Raw genomic sequence first — 16,748 nt, 5'->3', positions numbered from 1 at the left:
CATGCATAACAAATTATTATTTTTATAGATTTTAAATTACTGATAACATGATATATATCATAAAATTATTATGCGTGCATAGTTAATTTTATTAAAAATTAAAACAGCAAGTATCATGAAACTATTAGTAACCAACCTTTTAACCCTTTTTGCTTTGTTTATTGTAAACGCGCAAACTATAACATTACCCAATACAGTAATTACAGTAAATAGTGATTATGCATCAACTTTTGAAGACCTAAATGCATTATGCATAAAAAAATTACAAACCATTGTTACTGATTTTAATTGTGAAACTATTGCTGAATTATACGATAAGAAAGATGATGTTTATAGTGTAAACTTCACCACAAATAATGGCGAAATAGTAGCTTATTACACAAAAGATGGCAACATAGTACGTGCTTATGAAACTTTTAATAATGTGAGGTTACCGCTTGAAGTGTCACAAGCCGTTTGTAAAAAATACCCTAATTGTTGTATTGTTGAAGATGTTTATGTACTAAAATACAATGCTAAAAAAGGCATAGCAAAAAAAGAATACAAAATTACATTAAAACTTAACAATGAAATTATAAAGATAAAAACGAATGAACGCGGTGAATTCATTTAATTTTTAAACCTATAATAACCACATTTTAAATAAGCACCTTCAAAAAAAGCTATAGGATGATCGGTATCATGAGTTGTTTTCAAAATAAGATTGTATGAACGCTTAACGTTATTTAAAACCGAAGCATTTATATCAAAAAACACGTTGGCTGTTACTCTAGATGAACAGGATGCCAATACTAAAAGTCCGTTTTTAGCTGTTAACTTTTCGCCTAATTCTGCTAATTGAGCGTATTTTTTTTGGGCCAAAGCAATTTCAGAAGCTTGTTTTGCAAAACTTGGTGGGTCTATAACAACTACATCAAAAGTAACCTGGTTTTTAATAAGTTTATTTAACGCCTCAAACGCATCGCCTGCAATGGTTTTATGGGTACCGGTATATGTATTTAATTTTCCGTTTGCAACAGCTATTTCAAGTGCTTGCTTACTAATATCTAAACTGGTAACTTCTTTAGCGCCATTGGCTAATGCATGCACCGAAAACCCACCAGCGTAACTAAAAACATCTAAAACTGTTTTATTTTTGCTCCACTGCCCTACTTGTTTTCTGTTAGCACGATGATCTAAAAAATAACCAGTTTTATGCCCCTTTATAACATTTGCTGAAAAATTAACACCGTGTTCAACAAATTTTACAACATCATCTTGTAAAGTGCCGTAAATAACATGGCCATCAGTAAAATTATGAGCTTTTGAGTTTTGCAAATTTCGGCTCAAACGAAGCACCACTGTTTCAGCTTCTGAAATTCGTTGCAAATCTTCAAAGATAGATTCTAAATACGGTAACCAAATTTCAGAATAAAGTTTTACAACTAAAACAGAGGCATACACATCAACTATTAACCCCGGAAACCCATCGTTTTCACCAAAAATTAAGCGATAACTATTGGTATTAGTTTGTAATAAACTTTGGCGTTTATTAAACGCTTTTTGTATTTTATTTTTAAAAAAAGCGGCATTAATTTCAACCTTTTCAGCACCACTATAAAGCATTTTTATACGAATGGGAGAATTGGCATCGTATAAACCTAAACCAATAACCTTGTTTTTGTTTTTGCTAAAAACAATGGCTAAATCGCCTGTTTTAGCATCATTATTAATTTTTACAATGCTATTTGAAAACACCCACGGATGTTTTTTAAGTACAAATTGTTCTCCTTTTGCATTTAGCTTTACTGCTAATCGTTTGGGTTTGTACAAAGATTTTATTTGTTTAGAAAACACTAACGCTATTTTTCTATTGTATTAATTGTAACGTATTTTCTCTGTGTATTTTTCCTGAAAGCGTTTCAGCAAAATTAGGTAAATAATAAATTTCTTTTGGGATTTGATATTTATCTAAACCATTAAAAACAGCAGGGTTTACACAGTTCTCTTCACCTTCTACTATTAAAATAAGCTTATCTCCTAAAGTATCATCAGGTAATGATGTAACAAAAAATTGTTCTTTAATTTTCGATTGTAATTTTTCTTCAATTTGTTCAGGATATAACTTAATACCGCCAGAATTTATAACATTATCAAAACGCCCTAACCATTCAAACGTATTATCAGAATGTATTTTAACAATATCATTAGTTACCACGGTATCATCTGATATGTGTGGTGCTTCAATAACCAAACAATTTCTATCATCTGTAGAAATTTTAATACCTGGTAATGTTGTGAAACATACTTTTGAATCTTCTTCTGTAAAATGATTAAGTTTTCTAACGGCAATATGGGTAACAGTTTCTGTCATGCCATAGGTTTCATATACCTGTGTTGGTTTATCTTGAATTAAAGCCTTTATAGGCTCAGATACACGTCCACCGCCAACAATAGCTGTTTTTAAAGCCTTTAAATGTTGTGCAAAATTTTTAAGCTGCATGGGTGTAAAGGCACAAAAATCATAATCTTTTTTAAGGTCTATTCTTGGTGCTACCGATGGTTCAACCATATCTAATTCTAAGCCCAAAATAATAGCCCTAACAATCATCATTTTTCCTGCTATAAAGTTTGAAGGTAAGCAGTTTAATAGCTTCTTTCCAGGTGTTAAATTAAAAAAATCGCCTGTGGCAATGGCAGAGTTTACCATGGCCTGCTTTTTAATTTGCAACTTTTTAGGTTTACCTGTAGAGCCAGAGGTTTGCACCTCAATGTAGTCTTTATTATCTAACCAATCTAGTAAAAAAACACCTAATTCACGTTGATACGGCACCCCTTCTTTTGTAAAACTGTAGGCTACCTCCATGAGGTCTTCAAATGAATAATGATAGTTGTTTAACTTAAACCTTAAGTGTACGTTTGTGTAAGTAGGAATCATTGTGTTGTGTTTTTATGGTTGAAAATCTATATCTTCTAAAACTTTATAATCTTCTTTTGGAGGTGGAGCTACGTTACCAAATAATTTGTCTTTCCAGTTTGTCCATTTATACTTTTTTGATAAAATAAATAGTAAAATTGGAAATATTACAAAAACAGGTAAAACAAGCTCCATAAACCCAATTTGTTCAGGATCTGAAATATCTTTTAAAACGGAATGGGTTTGAAACGCTGTCCAGTCTGCTGTAAGTAATAAGGCTGCAAATAAATTATTGGCTGCGTGAAACCCAAGCGCTAATTCCATACCTTCATCCATAAGCGTTATAATTCCCAAAAATAAACCTGTACCAATGTAGTAAACCATTATAAAATAGCCTAATTTTTCAACCTCAGGATTTGCAATATGTAACAAACCAAATACCACTGATGTAATTACTAGCGGAACCCATTTATTTTTGGCAATAACCCCTATACCCTGCATTAAATACCCTCTAAACAAATATTCTTCAAAACTGGTTTGTAGCGGCACCATTACAATGGCAATTACGCATAAAATTATAAAAGGTACTAATTTAAAGTTTAGTTCATAGTTTTCAGGTGCGGCAACATATTCTACAGCTATTAAAGCACTAGAAATAACGCCCCAAACCACAAAAATGAACCAAAAGCGTTTCCAGTCTATTTTTTTTCGGCTAGTAGTTAAATGTGTAAATGATTGCTTATGCAAGTATTTAGAAACTAAAATAACTACCAATAAACCCGCTGCAAACGATAGTAACATTAAAAACAAACTTAAATTTGGCTCTAGCAACCCAAGCATTTTAGTTTGATCTAAATTTGCCATGTTTTCTCCACTACTAAATGCTTTTACTGCAACAGCAATTGTAAAAGGCAATTGGCCTATTACAACACCAATTACAACAAATAATACGCCTACTAAATAACGCCACCAATCATGTAAAATATTAAACGCTTGTGCTATGTACATACTTATATTTTGTTTGTTAATAATTCTAAATTCCAAGTAGTGTTTTTATTGTATTGCAATGTACCATTTTTTACTTGCAACGGACTACTAAAGTTGTTAGTAAATAAACCACCTGTGCCTAAACCTTGTGGTAAAGCACTTTGCTTGTTAAAGGTATATTGTGCAATGGCATTTAAGCCTATATTGCTTTCTAAAGCACTGGTAATCCACCAACCAACATTCTGTTTTTCAGCAGCATGTATCCAAGCATCACTACCACTAAAACCACCTACTAAACTGGGTTTTAAAATAATATATTGTGGTTGTATTGTTTGTATCAATGCCTCTTTTTTTGTTACAGAAAACACGCCTATTAATTCTTCATCTAAAGCAATGGGTAATGGTGTTACACTACATAATTGCGCCATGGCTTCAATTTGACCTTGTTTTATAGGTTGCTCTATAGAATGTAAATTGAAATTTGATAGTATTTGTAATTTCTCTAGAGCTTCACCGGGTGAAAAAGCACCATTGGCATCAACGCGTAATTCTATATCATTTGCAGAAAATGATGTGCGTATTGATTTTAACAGTTTACATTCAACATCAAAATCTATAGCACCAATTTTCATTTTAATACACGTAAAACCTGCTTTAATTTTGGCTTCAATTTGTTGTTTCATAAAGGTTTCAGAGCCCATCCAAATTAAACCATTAATGTTTATTGAAGCTTGGTTTTGTGTAAATTTTGAAGGAAATAACGTAAAAGAATCACTTGCTTGTAACGATAAAAAGGCCATTTCTAAACCAAACTGAATGCTTGGAAACTCGGTTAAAGCCTCTAATAGTTTGGGCAACTCTAAATGGATGTTATTACAAACCCATTTTAGTTTTTCTTCGTAATCTGGCCTATCATCAATTGATAACCCTCTAAATAAACCACATTCGCCTATACCTTTTTTTTCTTCCGAAGTTAAAATAATAAACCATGTTTCTTTGGTTTTTAAAATACCCCTAGAAGTTCCGCTAGCGTGTTTAAAATTTAAAATATATTGTTGGTAACTGGCTTTAATCATTTATAATTCAATAGATTCTCCAATATTCAACAGCATCAATTCTTTGTTATTTTCAAAGAATGTTTTCTTTGCAGCATCATGGTCTATTTCAATATAACCAAAAGTATCATAATGATAGCCTAAAATTTTATCACATTCTAAAAAATTACTGGCTATAACAGCATCATCAACCCCCATTGTAAAATTATCGCCAATAGGTAAAATGGCTAAATCTAACTTGGTTTGCATGGGTATTAATTTCATATCAAACGTAAGTGCGGTATCACCGGCTATGTAAATATTTTTGTGCGCACCTTCAATTATAAAACCTCCGGGTTGCCCACCATAACTACCATCAGGAAATGACGATGTGTGTATGGCATTAACGTATTTTACTTTACCAAAATCAAAATTCCATGAACCTCCATGATTCATAGGGTGCCCTTCTAAATTTAGAGCGCCGTAGTGGTTAACAATTTCATAGTTTGATATTATTTTAGCACCTGTATGTCTTGCTATGGCTTCAACATCTAAAATATGATCTTGGTGTGCATGTGTTACTAAAATATAGTTAGCATGTAAGTTTTCTATTTTTATGTTTGAAGCTTTGGGGTTTCCGGTTATAAAAGGATCAACCAAAATATCAATATCGCCAATTTGAATGGCTAAACTTGCGTGACCTAGAAATGTAATTTTCATGATGTTTGTATTATGTACTATTTACTAGCTAAAATTACAAAAAGTAATCATTATAATAAATGCCCAACGCCTAAAAGTATAGCTAACAAAACGGTTGTTAATGCTAGCTTTATTAATTCAGGATCTAACAACTTGGGTTCTTTGTTATTTTTAACGGTTTTTAAATGAAAATATAAAGGCACGTAAGCCACCATAAAAATAAGATTTAAAGGTGATGTATAATATAGTATACCGAATAAAGCCGATAATAGTATAGCTACTATAACAAGGGTATAATGGTATGTTTTAGCATGTTTTTTGCCTAATTTTACAGCTAGGGTTATTTTATTTGATTTTTCATCAGATTGTATATCGCGCATGTTGTTTAAATTAAGCACTCCTGCGCTTAATAAACCAACAGTACATGCTGGCAAAAACACTACATGATGCAACGTTTTTGCATATAAAACATAGCAACCACAAACACTTACCAAGCCAAAAAATATAAACACAAACACATCACCCAACCCACGGTAACCGTAAGCTTTACCGCCAACGGTATAGCGTATAGCAGCCACAATACTAGCCACACCTAAAATAAAAAAAGTAAAGGTTAATAAAAAATGGTGTACACCAAAGGCTGTAAAAATGAGCATTAGTGCTAGCACAATGGCTATAAGCACATTTATTTTAATGGCATTAAACATTTCATTGGGTGTTAGTTTACCCGATTGTATAGCGCGTTGGGGTCCTATTCTATCATCATTATCTGTGCCTTTTACACCATCACCATAGTCGTTAGCCAGATTAGATAAAATTTGCAAACTCAACGTAGTTAAAATAGCCAGTATAAAAATACTCCAACTAAAAACACCATTGTAAGCCGCTAAACACGATGCTATTATAATACCAGAAATTGAAAGCGGTAACGTGCGTAACCGCATTGAGGATACCCAAATAGAAAATTTGCTCATATTTTAAGGAATCCATTTTTTTTCAAAGTTAGGCGCTCGTTTTTCTAAAAATGCATTACGGCCTTCTTTAGCTTCGTCTGTCATATAAGCCAACCTTGTAGCTTCACCTGCAAAAACTTGTTGGCCTACCATACCATCATCAGTTAAATTCATGGCAAACTTTAACATTTTTATAGATGTTGGCGATTTTGCCAAAATTTCTTGTGCCCATTCATAAGCTGTATCTTCAAGTTCATCATGTGGTATTACAGCATTTACCATACCCATTTCATACGCCTCTTGTGCGGAGTAATTTCTACCTAAAAAGAATATTTCTCTAGCTTTTTTTTGGCCTACCATTTTAGCTAAATACGCAGAACCATAGCCGCCATCAAAACTAGTAACATCGGCATCTGTTTGTTTAAAAATAGCATGTTCTTTACTTGCTAGTGTTAAATCGCATACTACATGTAAACTATGGCCGCCACCAACTGCCCAACCTGGTACTACGGCTATGACTGCTTTTGGCATAAAACGTATTAAACGCTGTACTTCTAAAATGTTTAATCTGTGGTAACCATCTTCACCAACATACCCTTGATGGCCACGGGCTTTTTGATCACCACCGCTACAAAACGAATAAACACCATCTTTTGTTGAAGGTCCTTCAGCAGACAATAAAACAGCGCCTATATTTACATCTTCATTAGCATCATAAAAAGCATCATAAAGCTCGCTTGTTGTTTTTGGCCTAAAGGCATTTCTAACATTTGGCCTATTAAATGCAATACGCGCAACGCCATTGCATTTTTTGTAAGTTATATCTTCATATTCTTTGGCTGTAACCCAATTAGCTTTCTTCATATTTCATATTTTTCTCAAAAATAATTTTTTTAAACAAATAGCACATCTAGAATTAAATAATTTTCCTGTTAATAAATTAACAAATTACATTTTATGTTAGGGGCATTTTAAACATTTGTTAATTATGATAAATAAGTACTATCACGTATTGGTTTGTAGTACTTTATTTATTAGTTTTGCAATATAGTTATCAATTTATTGATATTTTATGTTTTTTATCAACCAAAAAATGTATTTTATCGTAAACTTAAAACCCAGTCGCCTATGCTATTAACAATTACCCTAACAGTTGCTACTTTAGTTTTAATTAACTTTTTATTGTTAATTTTTAGTGTTAATAAAGTTAATAAAAGCAAAAAAGACAAACGAATTGTTGTGCTTAACTCAACAAAAATACGCACAACCTTACAAAAAGAAGTTTTAGCCCCTACGGGAAGCTAGTAACTACCATTTAATAGGTGTTTTATGCACCTTTTTTAATAGGGCATTGGTTTTACTAAAATGCTTATTACCAAACCAATACCCTCTATTAGCACTTAAAGGTGAAGGATGCCCTGAAGTTAAAATATGATGTTTAGCCTTATCAATTAGCTTTACCTTCTTTTTAGCAAATCCGCCCCACAATAAAAATACTACATCATTTGCATGCGTGCTAACTGTTTTAATAACAGCATCGGTAAATGTTTCCCAACCTTGTTTTTGATGACTTCCTGCCTCGTGTGCTCTAACCGTAAGCGTTGCATTTAAAAGTAAAACGCCTTGTTGAGACCACCTAATTAAATTACCACTTTTAGGATACGCCACCCCTAAATCTGTTTCTATTTCTTTAAAAATATTAATTAATGAAGGCGGATGCGCAACACCCTCATGCACTGAAAAACATAAACCATTAGCTTGGTTGGGGCCATGGTATGGGTCTTGTCCTATTATAACAACTTTAACATCATTAAAATGGCATTGGTTAAAGGCATTAAATATAGCATTACCTGGGGGATAACACGTATGTTGTTGGTATTCGTGTTTTACAAATGCTACTAGTTCAGAAAAATAAGGTTTATTAAATTCTGTTTCCAAAAAAGGCTTCCAACTTTGGTGTATATCAACGTTCATTTGTATATTAATTTAAAATACCTGCAAGCAATTCTTTTAACAAATCGCCTTGCGGTACAGCATTAGCACCTACCCCTTTTCCTTTTACATCAAAGGTTCTTAAAAGTGCCACAATAGCACTAACATTTCGCATGGGGTAATTTTTAGCAGCTGTAACATACTCGTTTACAAAATACGGATTGATTTTAAGTGTGGCCGCTACATGTCTTGGCGATTTATCTGTCATGCCATGAAACTGTAATAATTGCGAAAAAAAGTTAAACAACAATGCCACGGTAACCACCATGGGGTTGTCTTTAGGGTTTTCGGCAAAGTAATTAACAATTTTATAAGCCTTTACCGCGTTTCTTTCGCCAATGGCTTTACGTAACTCAAAATTATTAAAGTCTTTACTTATACCTATGTTTTCTTCAATATGCTCTGGTGTAATTTGGGTATTATCAGGTAATATAATTTGAAGTTTTTCAAGCTCATTATTAATTTTACTTAAATCGGTTCCTAAAAATTCTACCAGCATTTGTGCAGCTTTTGGCGAAATAGCATACCCTTTAGGAGATAGCACCCGCCGTATCCAATCGGCTACCTGATTTTCGTAAAGCTTTTTACTTTCATAAATAACGCCCGTTTTTTTTAAGTTTTTATAAAGGGTTTTACGCTTATCAATTTTTTTGTATTTGTAATTAACAACCAATATGGTAGTTGGCTGTGGGTTCAGCGCATAAGCTGCCAATTTTTCTATGGTTCTAGAGAGGTCTTGGGCTTCTTTCACAATAACAACCTGGTATTCAGCCATCATAGGAAACCGTTTGGCATTACTAACAATATCTTCAATAGTTACATCTCTGCCATATAATACCATTTGGTTAAAACCGCGCTCTTCTTCGGTTAAAACAGTATCTTCAATAAAATCTGATATTTTATCAATGTAATAAGGCTCTTCGCCCATTAAAAAATAAATGGGTTTTAATTGCTTGTTTTTTATAGCTGTTACCAGTTGCTTAACCTCGTCCAAAAGTTTAAAAATTTTTAATGGTGTGTATGTACGCTAGGTGTATTTAACTACTATTATACGGTTTTTATATCAACTATTTTATAATAAAAATAACTTAAAGTGCCATTAATAGTTATAAATTTGTAGCGTGCAACAACTTAATTTCCCTACATATTCGTTTCGTTTCAAAAGTAACGAAAATAAAATTTCTATATTCGATAGTATTCGCAAAAAGTTTGTGGTTTTACAACCCGAAGAATGGGTGCGCCAACATTGTGTGCACTATTTAATGGCTGAAAAAAACTATCCGCAATCGCTTATAAATGTTGAAAAAGAGCTGATTGTAAACGGTTTAAAAAAACGGTATGATATTGTGGTGTTTAACCCCAACGGTAGCATTTTGCTAATTGTTGAGTGTAAAGCGCCAAAAATAACCATAAACCAATCCACTTTTGATCAAATTGCACAATATAACTTAGCGCTTAACGCCACATATTTAATGGTTACAAACGGATTAAATCATTATTATTGCCAAATGGATTTTGATAATGAGCGTTATAATTTTTTAAAAGACATTCCTAATTACAAAGTATGAAAATAGCCGTTGTTATATTAAACTGGAATGGAAAACAGTTATTAGAACAATTTTTACCATCGGTAACAAAACACACGCCCGAAGCCACCATTTATGTAGCTGACAATGCCTCAACAGATGCTTCGGTAGCTTTTGTAAAAGCCCACTACCCCAACATAAAAATTATACAAAACCCTGAAAATGGGGGCTACGCCAAAGGTTATAATGATGCTTTAAAACATGTTGAAGAACCACTATTTTGTTTGTTAAATAGCGATGTTGAAGTAACAAAACATTGGTTAAAACCCATTATTACAGCCTTTGAAACAGATGCTAACACCGCTATTATTCAGCCAAAAATATTAGATTATAAACAAAAAGACCACTTTGAATATGCGGGTGCTGCTGGTGGATTTATTGATGCCTTTGCCTACCCATATTGCCGTGGTAGAATTTTTAATACCATTGAAAAAGATGTTGGGCAATACAATGATACCGCCCCTATTTTTTGGGCATCGGGTGCTTGTTTGTTCATTCGTAAAACAGTGTTTAATACCTTAAATGGGTTTGATGCTTCATTTTTTGCACACATGGAAGAAATTGACCTTTGCTGGCGTGCTATAAACATGGGCTACCACATAAAATATGTAGGCGCATCAACGGTATATCATGTGGGTGGTGCTACATTAAACAATACAAACCCTAAAAAAACCTACTTAAATTTTAGAAATAGTTTATTTACACTCACAAAAAACACACATGGCACACTTTTTGGTGTAATTTTCGCTAGGTTATTGCTAGATGGTGTTGCTGGTATTAAATTTTTATTTGAATTAAAACCACAACATACCCTTGCAATACTTAAAGCGCATATACATTATTATGCACATTTAAACCAATTATTAAAACAACGAAAAACCATTAAACCAAAAAAAACGTATATACATGTAAAGTCTATAGTATTTCAATACTTTGTTTTGAGAAAAAACAGGTATAACAAATTATAAAAACACTACGTAAAAGTTTTGTTAACTAGCAACTTTTAACAGTTTTTTTTATATACTTTTGTATCACAACTAAAAAATTAATCCTTATAAAATTACTTAATAACTTATGAAAAAATTCTTATTATTTAGCTTATCTTCAGTATTATTGTTAAGCTCATGTGTATCTAAAAAAGAGTACACCGCCTTACAAGAAAAACAAAAAGAAACTCAAGATTTGCTTAACTCTGCTACTGTTAAATTAAATTCATGTTTAGAGGAAAAAGCATCGGCTTCAGCAAGATCAAAAGCCTTAGAAGAGCAAGTGGCAGATTTACGTAAGTACAATGATAACCTACAAATATTATCAGCCAAAGGTGCTAGCAATGTTGAAAAAACATTAGAAAGCATTAAAGAAAAAGATTTAAAAATTACACGCTTACAAGATGCACTTACTAAAAAAGACAGTGTAACATTAGCCTTAGTAACTAGCTTAAAACGCGAAGTGGGTATTAACGACCCAGATATTGAGGTAAATGTTGAAAAAGGTGTGGTATTTATTTCTATTGCCGATAAATTATTATTTAAAAGCGGTAGCTATATTGTAACATCGCAAGCTAAAGATGTATTAGCTAAAGTGGCTAAAGTAGTAAATAGCAAGCCTGATTTTGAGTGTATGGTTGAAGGACATACTGATAACGTACCTTACAGAAAAGAGCCTTTATTAGATAACTGGGATTTAAGTGTTAAACGTTCTACATCTATTATTAGAGTGTTAGAAGATTTAGGTGTTAACCCAAGCCAGTTAATTGCTGCAGGACGTAGCCACTACGTACCTTTAGTAGATAACAATACTGCTGAAAACAGAGCAAAAAACAGACGTACACGTATTGTTGTATTACCTAAAATTGATCAGTTTTACGACATGATTGAAAAAGAAATGAAAAACTTATCTGCTACAAACTAGTAGTTAGTTAAAAACATATATGTACTAAAGCCCAACCTTTGTTGGGCTTTTTTATGTAAACCGTTTAGGTGATACTATATTTAGTGATGGTAAAATAATTTTTTAAAAATTGATGTTAACCTTTTTTAAAAATGGACATAAATACATAAAACCATATTTAAAAATTACTTATCATGAAACAATTACAATTAAAAATGACTTACCTATGCTCCCTTTTATTTTTATCACTTACAATAGCTTGCTCCCCTGAAGACGGTGCTGATGGTGAACAAGGCCCACAAGGTGCTCCTGGTAATGCCAATGTTATAATGAAAACGGTAAACAACGTTAGTTGGACAGAAGGATTCTATTTAGGCGCTCCTGCAAACGTTTTTGAAATAAATGACCCTGATTTAAATGAAGAAACTATTAATAATGTGCTAATACATGCATACTTTAAGCTAAGTTTTGATGATGCTTGGTACCCAATAACCTATTCTTTTCCAAATAACTCTGGAGGACAACAGGTTATTGCTTTCACCTATAAACCCAATGTAATTACAGTATACGCATTAAAAAATGGAGATATTTTAAATGCAAGCATATCAGAAATAAGATACTTTATTATAGAAGCATCAAACACGCTTACTTCAAAACAAGACCTTAAACACTTAACATACAAACAAGCACATGCACTAGCAAAAAAATAGTTGTTTGTAACTTAATAAAAAAAGACAAGCTTTATAGGCTTGTCTTTTTTTGTAGTTTTTTTTAGTCTCACACCGCTATTTTAAATTAATGTGCGTATTGGTGGCTACGTTTGGTTAGTTTTTTATTTTTATGGATAATTCACAGGTAAAAAATTCATCATTTACTATTTCGGCATGTTGTGAATTGCTTTATATCACTGATATTATTTTAAATTAATGTGTTCATCGGTCGCTACGCTTGGTCAGTTCTTTATTTTTTGGATAATTCACAGGTCTGTGAATTTTTATTAAAAACACTTTAATACTTACTATCAATAAGTTATACACAACTAAAAACAAGCTGCTATTTTTTTAAGAGAGAGTTGTTAAATATATGAAATTTCTTAAATAAAACACACTACAATCAGCCAGTAATTTATAGGCTTTTTAAACAACACTTCTACTGTAAAAAAACCTAAAAAAAATACCCTGCTTGAAGGTTGTAAAAAATCATGCGGACGAATCATTTTATTCGTCCGCATGAATGCGCCAAACGGTACGGACGAATCAATTTGTTCGTCCGTACCGTTCTTAGCCCCTTATTTTACTGGGGTTAACAAGGCTTTTTTTTGAAAAAACACGGTAGTAGTAATATAGCAGTAAACTTGTGTTTTTTGGAGGTATAAAAACGGTTAAAATATGTTTAAAGTGCCTTTACCTTCACGTACCACTTCGGGGGTATCATTTGATAAATCAATAATGGTAGATGGCACATTATCGCCATAACCACCATCAATAACCACATCTACAATATTGCCCCATTTTTCAAGTATAAGTTCAGGGTCTGTGGTGTATTCTATAACAGCATCTTCATCATAAATAGAGGTTGAAATAATGGGGTTCCCCAATTGCTTTACCAGCTCTAAAGTTATGGCATTATCGGGCACACGTATACCAACGGTTTTACGTTTTTTAAACGGATTTGGTAACGATTTTGCACCGGGCAATACAAAAGTATAGGGCCCTGGTAATGCACGTTTAAGTATTTTAAAAACCGAGGTGTCTATTTGCTTTACATAATCACTTAAATTACTTAAATCATGGCATACAAATGAAAAGTTAGCTTTTTCTAATTTCACGCCTTTTATTTGTGCTACACGCTCTAAAGCTTTAATATTGGTAATACTGCAACCCAAACTATACACCGTATCGGTTGGGTAAATTATTAAACCGCCGCGTTTTAAAATAGCAACCGCTTTTTCAATATCTCTTGCATTGGGGTTTTCTTCGTAAATTCTTAAAAATGTTGCCATAACACCTTAGTATTTTATTAATAAATAACAATTTAAAACAATTTCTTGTAACATACACCTACTTAAAGCGTCTTTTAAAGTATATGCAAAGGCTTTTTTACATGCTTTCTTTTATTTTAATTAGCAGCAAAGCGCTTGCTAATACAGGCATTGTACCTCCTATTACGTTTTCAAAAGCCGAAAATATTAACAAATATACTACTAGAATTCCGTTTAAGCTAGTAGATCATTTAATGGTTGTTGAAGCCGAATTGCTTAATAAAAAAGGTAATTTTATTATAGATACAGGGTCTGAAAGTTTCATTTTAAACAAGACACATTTTCAAAATGTATATGCCTTTAATAAAAAAGAAGGTAACACTACAGGCGTGCTTCACAATATTGAAAATTTACACCAAAAACATATAAAAAAGATAGCTTTACAGGGCTTTACTTTAGAAAATAAAACATCGGATGTTATTGATTTATCGCATATTGAAAACACTAAAAAACTAAAAATTTTAGGTATTATTGGGTATCATATTCTTAAAGATTATGAAGTGTTTATTGATATGTACTTAAACCAAATAACACTTACAAAAACAGACCATGTTGGCAACAAACTAACACCACATGTATACCTTGAAAAAATTACTGATAGCCTTAACTTTACCCTAAAAAAACATACCATTGTTGTTAATGGTTTTATAAATAACCATTTTGTAAAATTGGGTATAGATAGTGCGGCAGAATTTAACCAAATTAATAAACGCATTAACGAAAAGGCTTTAAAGTATTTTATTCCTAAAAAAAGACTTATATTAACTGGAGCTAGTAAACATAAACGTATTGAAGTATTAGCCGGTAAATTACACCGTGTTAAACTAAGCAAACGTATTTATTTTGGCCCTATGTTAACCGTATTAACAAATTTAAGTAACATGAATGAAGCCTTTGGCACAGATTTAGACGGTATTTTAGGGTATGAATTTTTTGCGCAAAAACGCACTATTATTAATTACAAAAAAGAAACTTTATATTTTATAGATTTTCCGTTACCAACACATTGAAACCATTAATTACACATATACTGTTTTTAACCATTGCCGCCTTTTCTTTATCTACTTTTGCACAAAAAAACACATTTAAAGGTTATAAAATTGAAGGCGATACGGTGGTATTTACTTTTGATATAAGAGATTACCAAAAATTTACCCAAGAGCATACAGGGCAAGTTTTAGAATTTAAAGATTTTGATATTGAAAATGTGGTAGTTGCTGGCGAATTCAATTTATGGTCTAGAAACCACTGGAAAATGGCAAAAGTTGACCAATACGTATATCAACTTAAAAAAAGCATTCTAGATTTTTCTGATAATTTTGCATACGAATTTAAGTTTATAATAAACAACAGTTATTGGGCTGAGCCTTCTAAACAAATACCCAACATTGCTAAAGCCAAACAACACAATGTAAAGCTAAAAGGTATTTACAACTTAAAAATGTATACGGCCTACCCTGATGATAATGGTAATGTACATTTTAAATTAGATGGTTACAAAAACGCAAAGCGTGTTATTTTAGCGGGGTCATTTAATAAGTGGCATGAAAACTTGTTTAAAATGAAAAGCACCCCTACTGGTTGGGAACTTACATTGCAAATGAAACCCGATGTGTACCAGTACCGCTTTATTGTTGATGGGCACTGGATTGAAGATCCACACAACCCCAATAAAACACCTAATGAGTATGGTGAATTCAATTCGGTTATAGATATAAAAGCCTACACAGCTTTTAAACTAAGAGGTTATACAAATGCTAAAAAAGTGATACTGTCTGGTTCTTTTAATAACTGGAATACGTATTTATATAAAATGCGCAAAACCGATTATGGTTGGAAATACGTAGTACCGCTTTCGGGTGGTAAACACCACTACAAGTTTATTGTTGATGGGCAATGGATTACAGACCCTAATAATAGCGTTAAAGAATATGACGGTTCTGGTAATGTAAACTCTGTTTGTATGGTTAAATAATTACACTTAATTTATAACACATCAGTTCAAATGATTTTGAAGTACAAAACCATTGTATAGAGCACAAATTATACATAAAACCATAATTTAGCTATTGCGTGTAATGAAGTAATAGTCTTATTTAAAAAGAAAACGATTACTTAGTTATATTTATTAGTTAGTGATAATGCACGAAAAATCGAAATAATGCAAAACATTAAAATCTTATTACTTGTCTTGATTGGGTTAATCTTAATTAATTCTTGCTCAAGCGATGATGACAATAATAATACTTGTCCTCAATCTGAAATTATATCTATGAAAATTAATGGCGAACTGAAACAATTTGAAGTTAATGGTTGGGGTATTGATTTAGATTATGATGATTCGGGGCATACTTTAAGTTTATGGTTATTTTCAGGTAAATTTCAACCACAGCAAGATTCTTATGCAATAACACTAAAACTTCCTTACAAAAAAACAGACACAAACATTATAGAAGAATTTAACTATTTCAGAGTACAAAAAGGGACTTCTGCCGAAAGTGATTTTGTTGTTGAAGGTAAACTAGAAAGTAATGTACTTGTAAATACTAATTCGTGCTTTAGTGCTACATTTTCTGGAAACGCAATTGTAAACGGAAATGAAATTGTTATAACAGACGGAATTGTTAAACATATTTACAATGAGCCTTTTGACTGATAAACACTGTTACC

At 32.2% G+C, this 16,748-nt stretch carries 18 protein-coding genes; 8 read left to right on the top strand and 10 right to left on the bottom strand.

What is annotated here, in order from left to right:
- Nucleotides 1-115: 115 nt before the first annotated feature.
- On the top strand, nucleotides 116-613 hold the full coding sequence (locus FUA26_RS01130; RefSeq protein ID WP_147130628.1) for a hypothetical protein: 498 nt from the start codon (nucleotides 116-118) through the stop codon (nucleotides 611-613).
- Here FUA26_RS01130 and FUA26_RS01125 read toward each other — a convergent pair.
- The 9 genes from FUA26_RS01125 to holA form a co-directional block, all read right to left on the bottom strand.
- Nucleotides 610-1,812 carry a class I SAM-dependent rRNA methyltransferase gene (locus FUA26_RS01125; protein WP_246109045.1) on the bottom strand — a complete coding sequence of 401 codons (1,203 nt, stop codon included), beginning with the start codon at nucleotides 1,810-1,812 and terminating at the stop codon, nucleotides 610-612. The genes FUA26_RS01130 and FUA26_RS01125 overlap by 4 nt on opposite strands.
- A gap of 37 nt (nucleotides 1,813-1,849) precedes the next feature.
- Nucleotides 1,850-2,917 (bottom strand): AMP-binding protein, encoded by a 1,068-nt coding sequence (locus FUA26_RS01120; protein ID WP_147130624.1) that lies wholly within the window; start codon nucleotides 2,915-2,917, stop codon nucleotides 1,850-1,852.
- Between the two features lie 12 nt (nucleotides 2,918-2,929).
- The gene (locus FUA26_RS01115; RefSeq protein WP_147130622.1) at nucleotides 2,930-3,904 is read right to left on the bottom strand and encodes a CPBP family intramembrane glutamic endopeptidase; all 975 of its coding nucleotides are present in this window, start codon (nucleotides 3,902-3,904) and stop codon (nucleotides 2,930-2,932) included.
- A gap of 2 nt (nucleotides 3,905-3,906) precedes the next feature.
- Nucleotides 3,907-4,956, bottom strand: coding sequence for an o-succinylbenzoate synthase (locus FUA26_RS01110; RefSeq protein WP_186826830.1), 1,050 nt, complete (start codon nucleotides 4,954-4,956; stop codon nucleotides 3,907-3,909).
- Between the two features lie 3 nt (nucleotides 4,957-4,959).
- Nucleotides 4,960-5,637: a metal-dependent hydrolase gene (locus FUA26_RS01105; RefSeq protein ID WP_147130618.1), complete on the bottom strand. Its 678-nt coding sequence runs from the start codon at nucleotides 5,635-5,637 to the stop codon at nucleotides 4,960-4,962.
- Between the two features lie 50 nt (nucleotides 5,638-5,687).
- Nucleotides 5,688-6,590 carry a 1,4-dihydroxy-2-naphthoate octaprenyltransferase gene (menA, locus tag FUA26_RS01100; protein ID WP_147130616.1) on the bottom strand — a complete coding sequence of 301 codons (903 nt, stop codon included), beginning with the start codon at nucleotides 6,588-6,590 and terminating at the stop codon, nucleotides 5,688-5,690.
- Between the two features lie 3 nt (nucleotides 6,591-6,593).
- Nucleotides 6,594-7,433 carry a 1,4-dihydroxy-2-naphthoyl-CoA synthase gene (locus tag FUA26_RS01095; protein ID WP_147130614.1) on the bottom strand — a complete coding sequence of 280 codons (840 nt, stop codon included), beginning with the start codon at nucleotides 7,431-7,433 and terminating at the stop codon, nucleotides 6,594-6,596.
- Between the two features lie 444 nt (nucleotides 7,434-7,877).
- Nucleotides 7,878-8,543, bottom strand: coding sequence for a uracil-DNA glycosylase (locus FUA26_RS01090; protein ID WP_147130612.1), 666 nt, complete (start codon nucleotides 8,541-8,543; stop codon nucleotides 7,878-7,880).
- A 7-nt stretch (nucleotides 8,544-8,550) separates the two neighbouring features.
- Nucleotides 8,551-9,555 (bottom strand): DNA polymerase III subunit delta, encoded by a 1,005-nt coding sequence (gene holA, locus FUA26_RS01085; RefSeq protein ID WP_147130611.1) that lies wholly within the window; start codon nucleotides 9,553-9,555, stop codon nucleotides 8,551-8,553.
- Nucleotides 9,556-9,682: 127 nt separating this feature from the next.
- Between holA and FUA26_RS01080 the strand changes: the two genes are divergently transcribed.
- The 4 genes from FUA26_RS01080 to FUA26_RS01065 all read left to right on the top strand — a co-directional run bounded on the left by FUA26_RS01080 (nucleotide 9,683) and on the right by FUA26_RS01065 (nucleotide 12,747).
- Nucleotides 9,683-10,129, top strand: coding sequence for a type I restriction enzyme HsdR N-terminal domain-containing protein (locus FUA26_RS01080; protein WP_147130609.1), 447 nt, complete (start codon nucleotides 9,683-9,685; stop codon nucleotides 10,127-10,129).
- The gene (locus tag FUA26_RS01075) at nucleotides 10,126-11,115 is read left to right on the top strand and encodes a glycosyltransferase family 2 protein (RefSeq protein WP_147130607.1); all 990 of its coding nucleotides are present in this window, start codon (nucleotides 10,126-10,128) and stop codon (nucleotides 11,113-11,115) included. The genes FUA26_RS01080 and FUA26_RS01075 overlap by 4 nt, the downstream gene beginning before the upstream one ends.
- A gap of 106 nt (nucleotides 11,116-11,221) precedes the next feature.
- Nucleotides 11,222-12,058, top strand: a complete 837-nt coding sequence (locus FUA26_RS01070; protein WP_147130606.1) for an OmpA family protein — start codon at nucleotides 11,222-11,224, stop codon at nucleotides 12,056-12,058.
- A gap of 173 nt (nucleotides 12,059-12,231) precedes the next feature.
- Nucleotides 12,232-12,747, top strand: a complete 516-nt coding sequence (locus FUA26_RS01065) for a hypothetical protein (protein WP_147130603.1) — start codon at nucleotides 12,232-12,234, stop codon at nucleotides 12,745-12,747.
- A 671-nt stretch (nucleotides 12,748-13,418) separates the two neighbouring features.
- Here FUA26_RS01065 and FUA26_RS01060 read toward each other — a convergent pair.
- Entirely contained in the window at nucleotides 13,419-14,039 is a 621-nt protein-coding gene (locus FUA26_RS01060; protein ID WP_147130601.1) for an L-threonylcarbamoyladenylate synthase, read from the bottom strand.
- Between the two features lie 101 nt (nucleotides 14,040-14,140).
- Here FUA26_RS01060 and FUA26_RS01055 point away from each other — a divergent pair, with 101 nt between their 5' ends.
- The 3 genes from FUA26_RS01055 to FUA26_RS01045 all read left to right on the top strand — a co-directional run bounded on the left by FUA26_RS01055 (nucleotide 14,141) and on the right by FUA26_RS01045 (nucleotide 16,734).
- Nucleotides 14,141-15,088 carry a hypothetical protein gene (locus tag FUA26_RS01055; protein WP_147130599.1) on the top strand — a complete coding sequence of 316 codons (948 nt, stop codon included), beginning with the start codon at nucleotides 14,141-14,143 and terminating at the stop codon, nucleotides 15,086-15,088.
- Nucleotides 15,085-16,053, top strand: a complete 969-nt coding sequence (locus FUA26_RS01050) for a hypothetical protein (RefSeq protein ID WP_147130597.1) — start codon at nucleotides 15,085-15,087, stop codon at nucleotides 16,051-16,053. The genes FUA26_RS01055 and FUA26_RS01050 overlap by 4 nt, the downstream gene beginning before the upstream one ends.
- 186 nt (nucleotides 16,054-16,239) lie before the next feature.
- Entirely contained in the window at nucleotides 16,240-16,734 is a 495-nt protein-coding gene (locus tag FUA26_RS01045; protein ID WP_147130595.1) for a hypothetical protein, read from the top strand.
- The last annotated feature ends 14 nt before the right edge of the window (nucleotides 16,735-16,748 follow it).

Source organism: Seonamhaeicola algicola (genome assembly GCF_007997385.1).
GTDB classification, from domain to species: Bacteria; Bacteroidota; Bacteroidia; order Flavobacteriales; family Flavobacteriaceae; genus Seonamhaeicola; species Seonamhaeicola algicola.
Note: the sequence above shows the minus strand (reverse complement) of the source record. Positions and strands in the feature narration are given on the sequence as shown.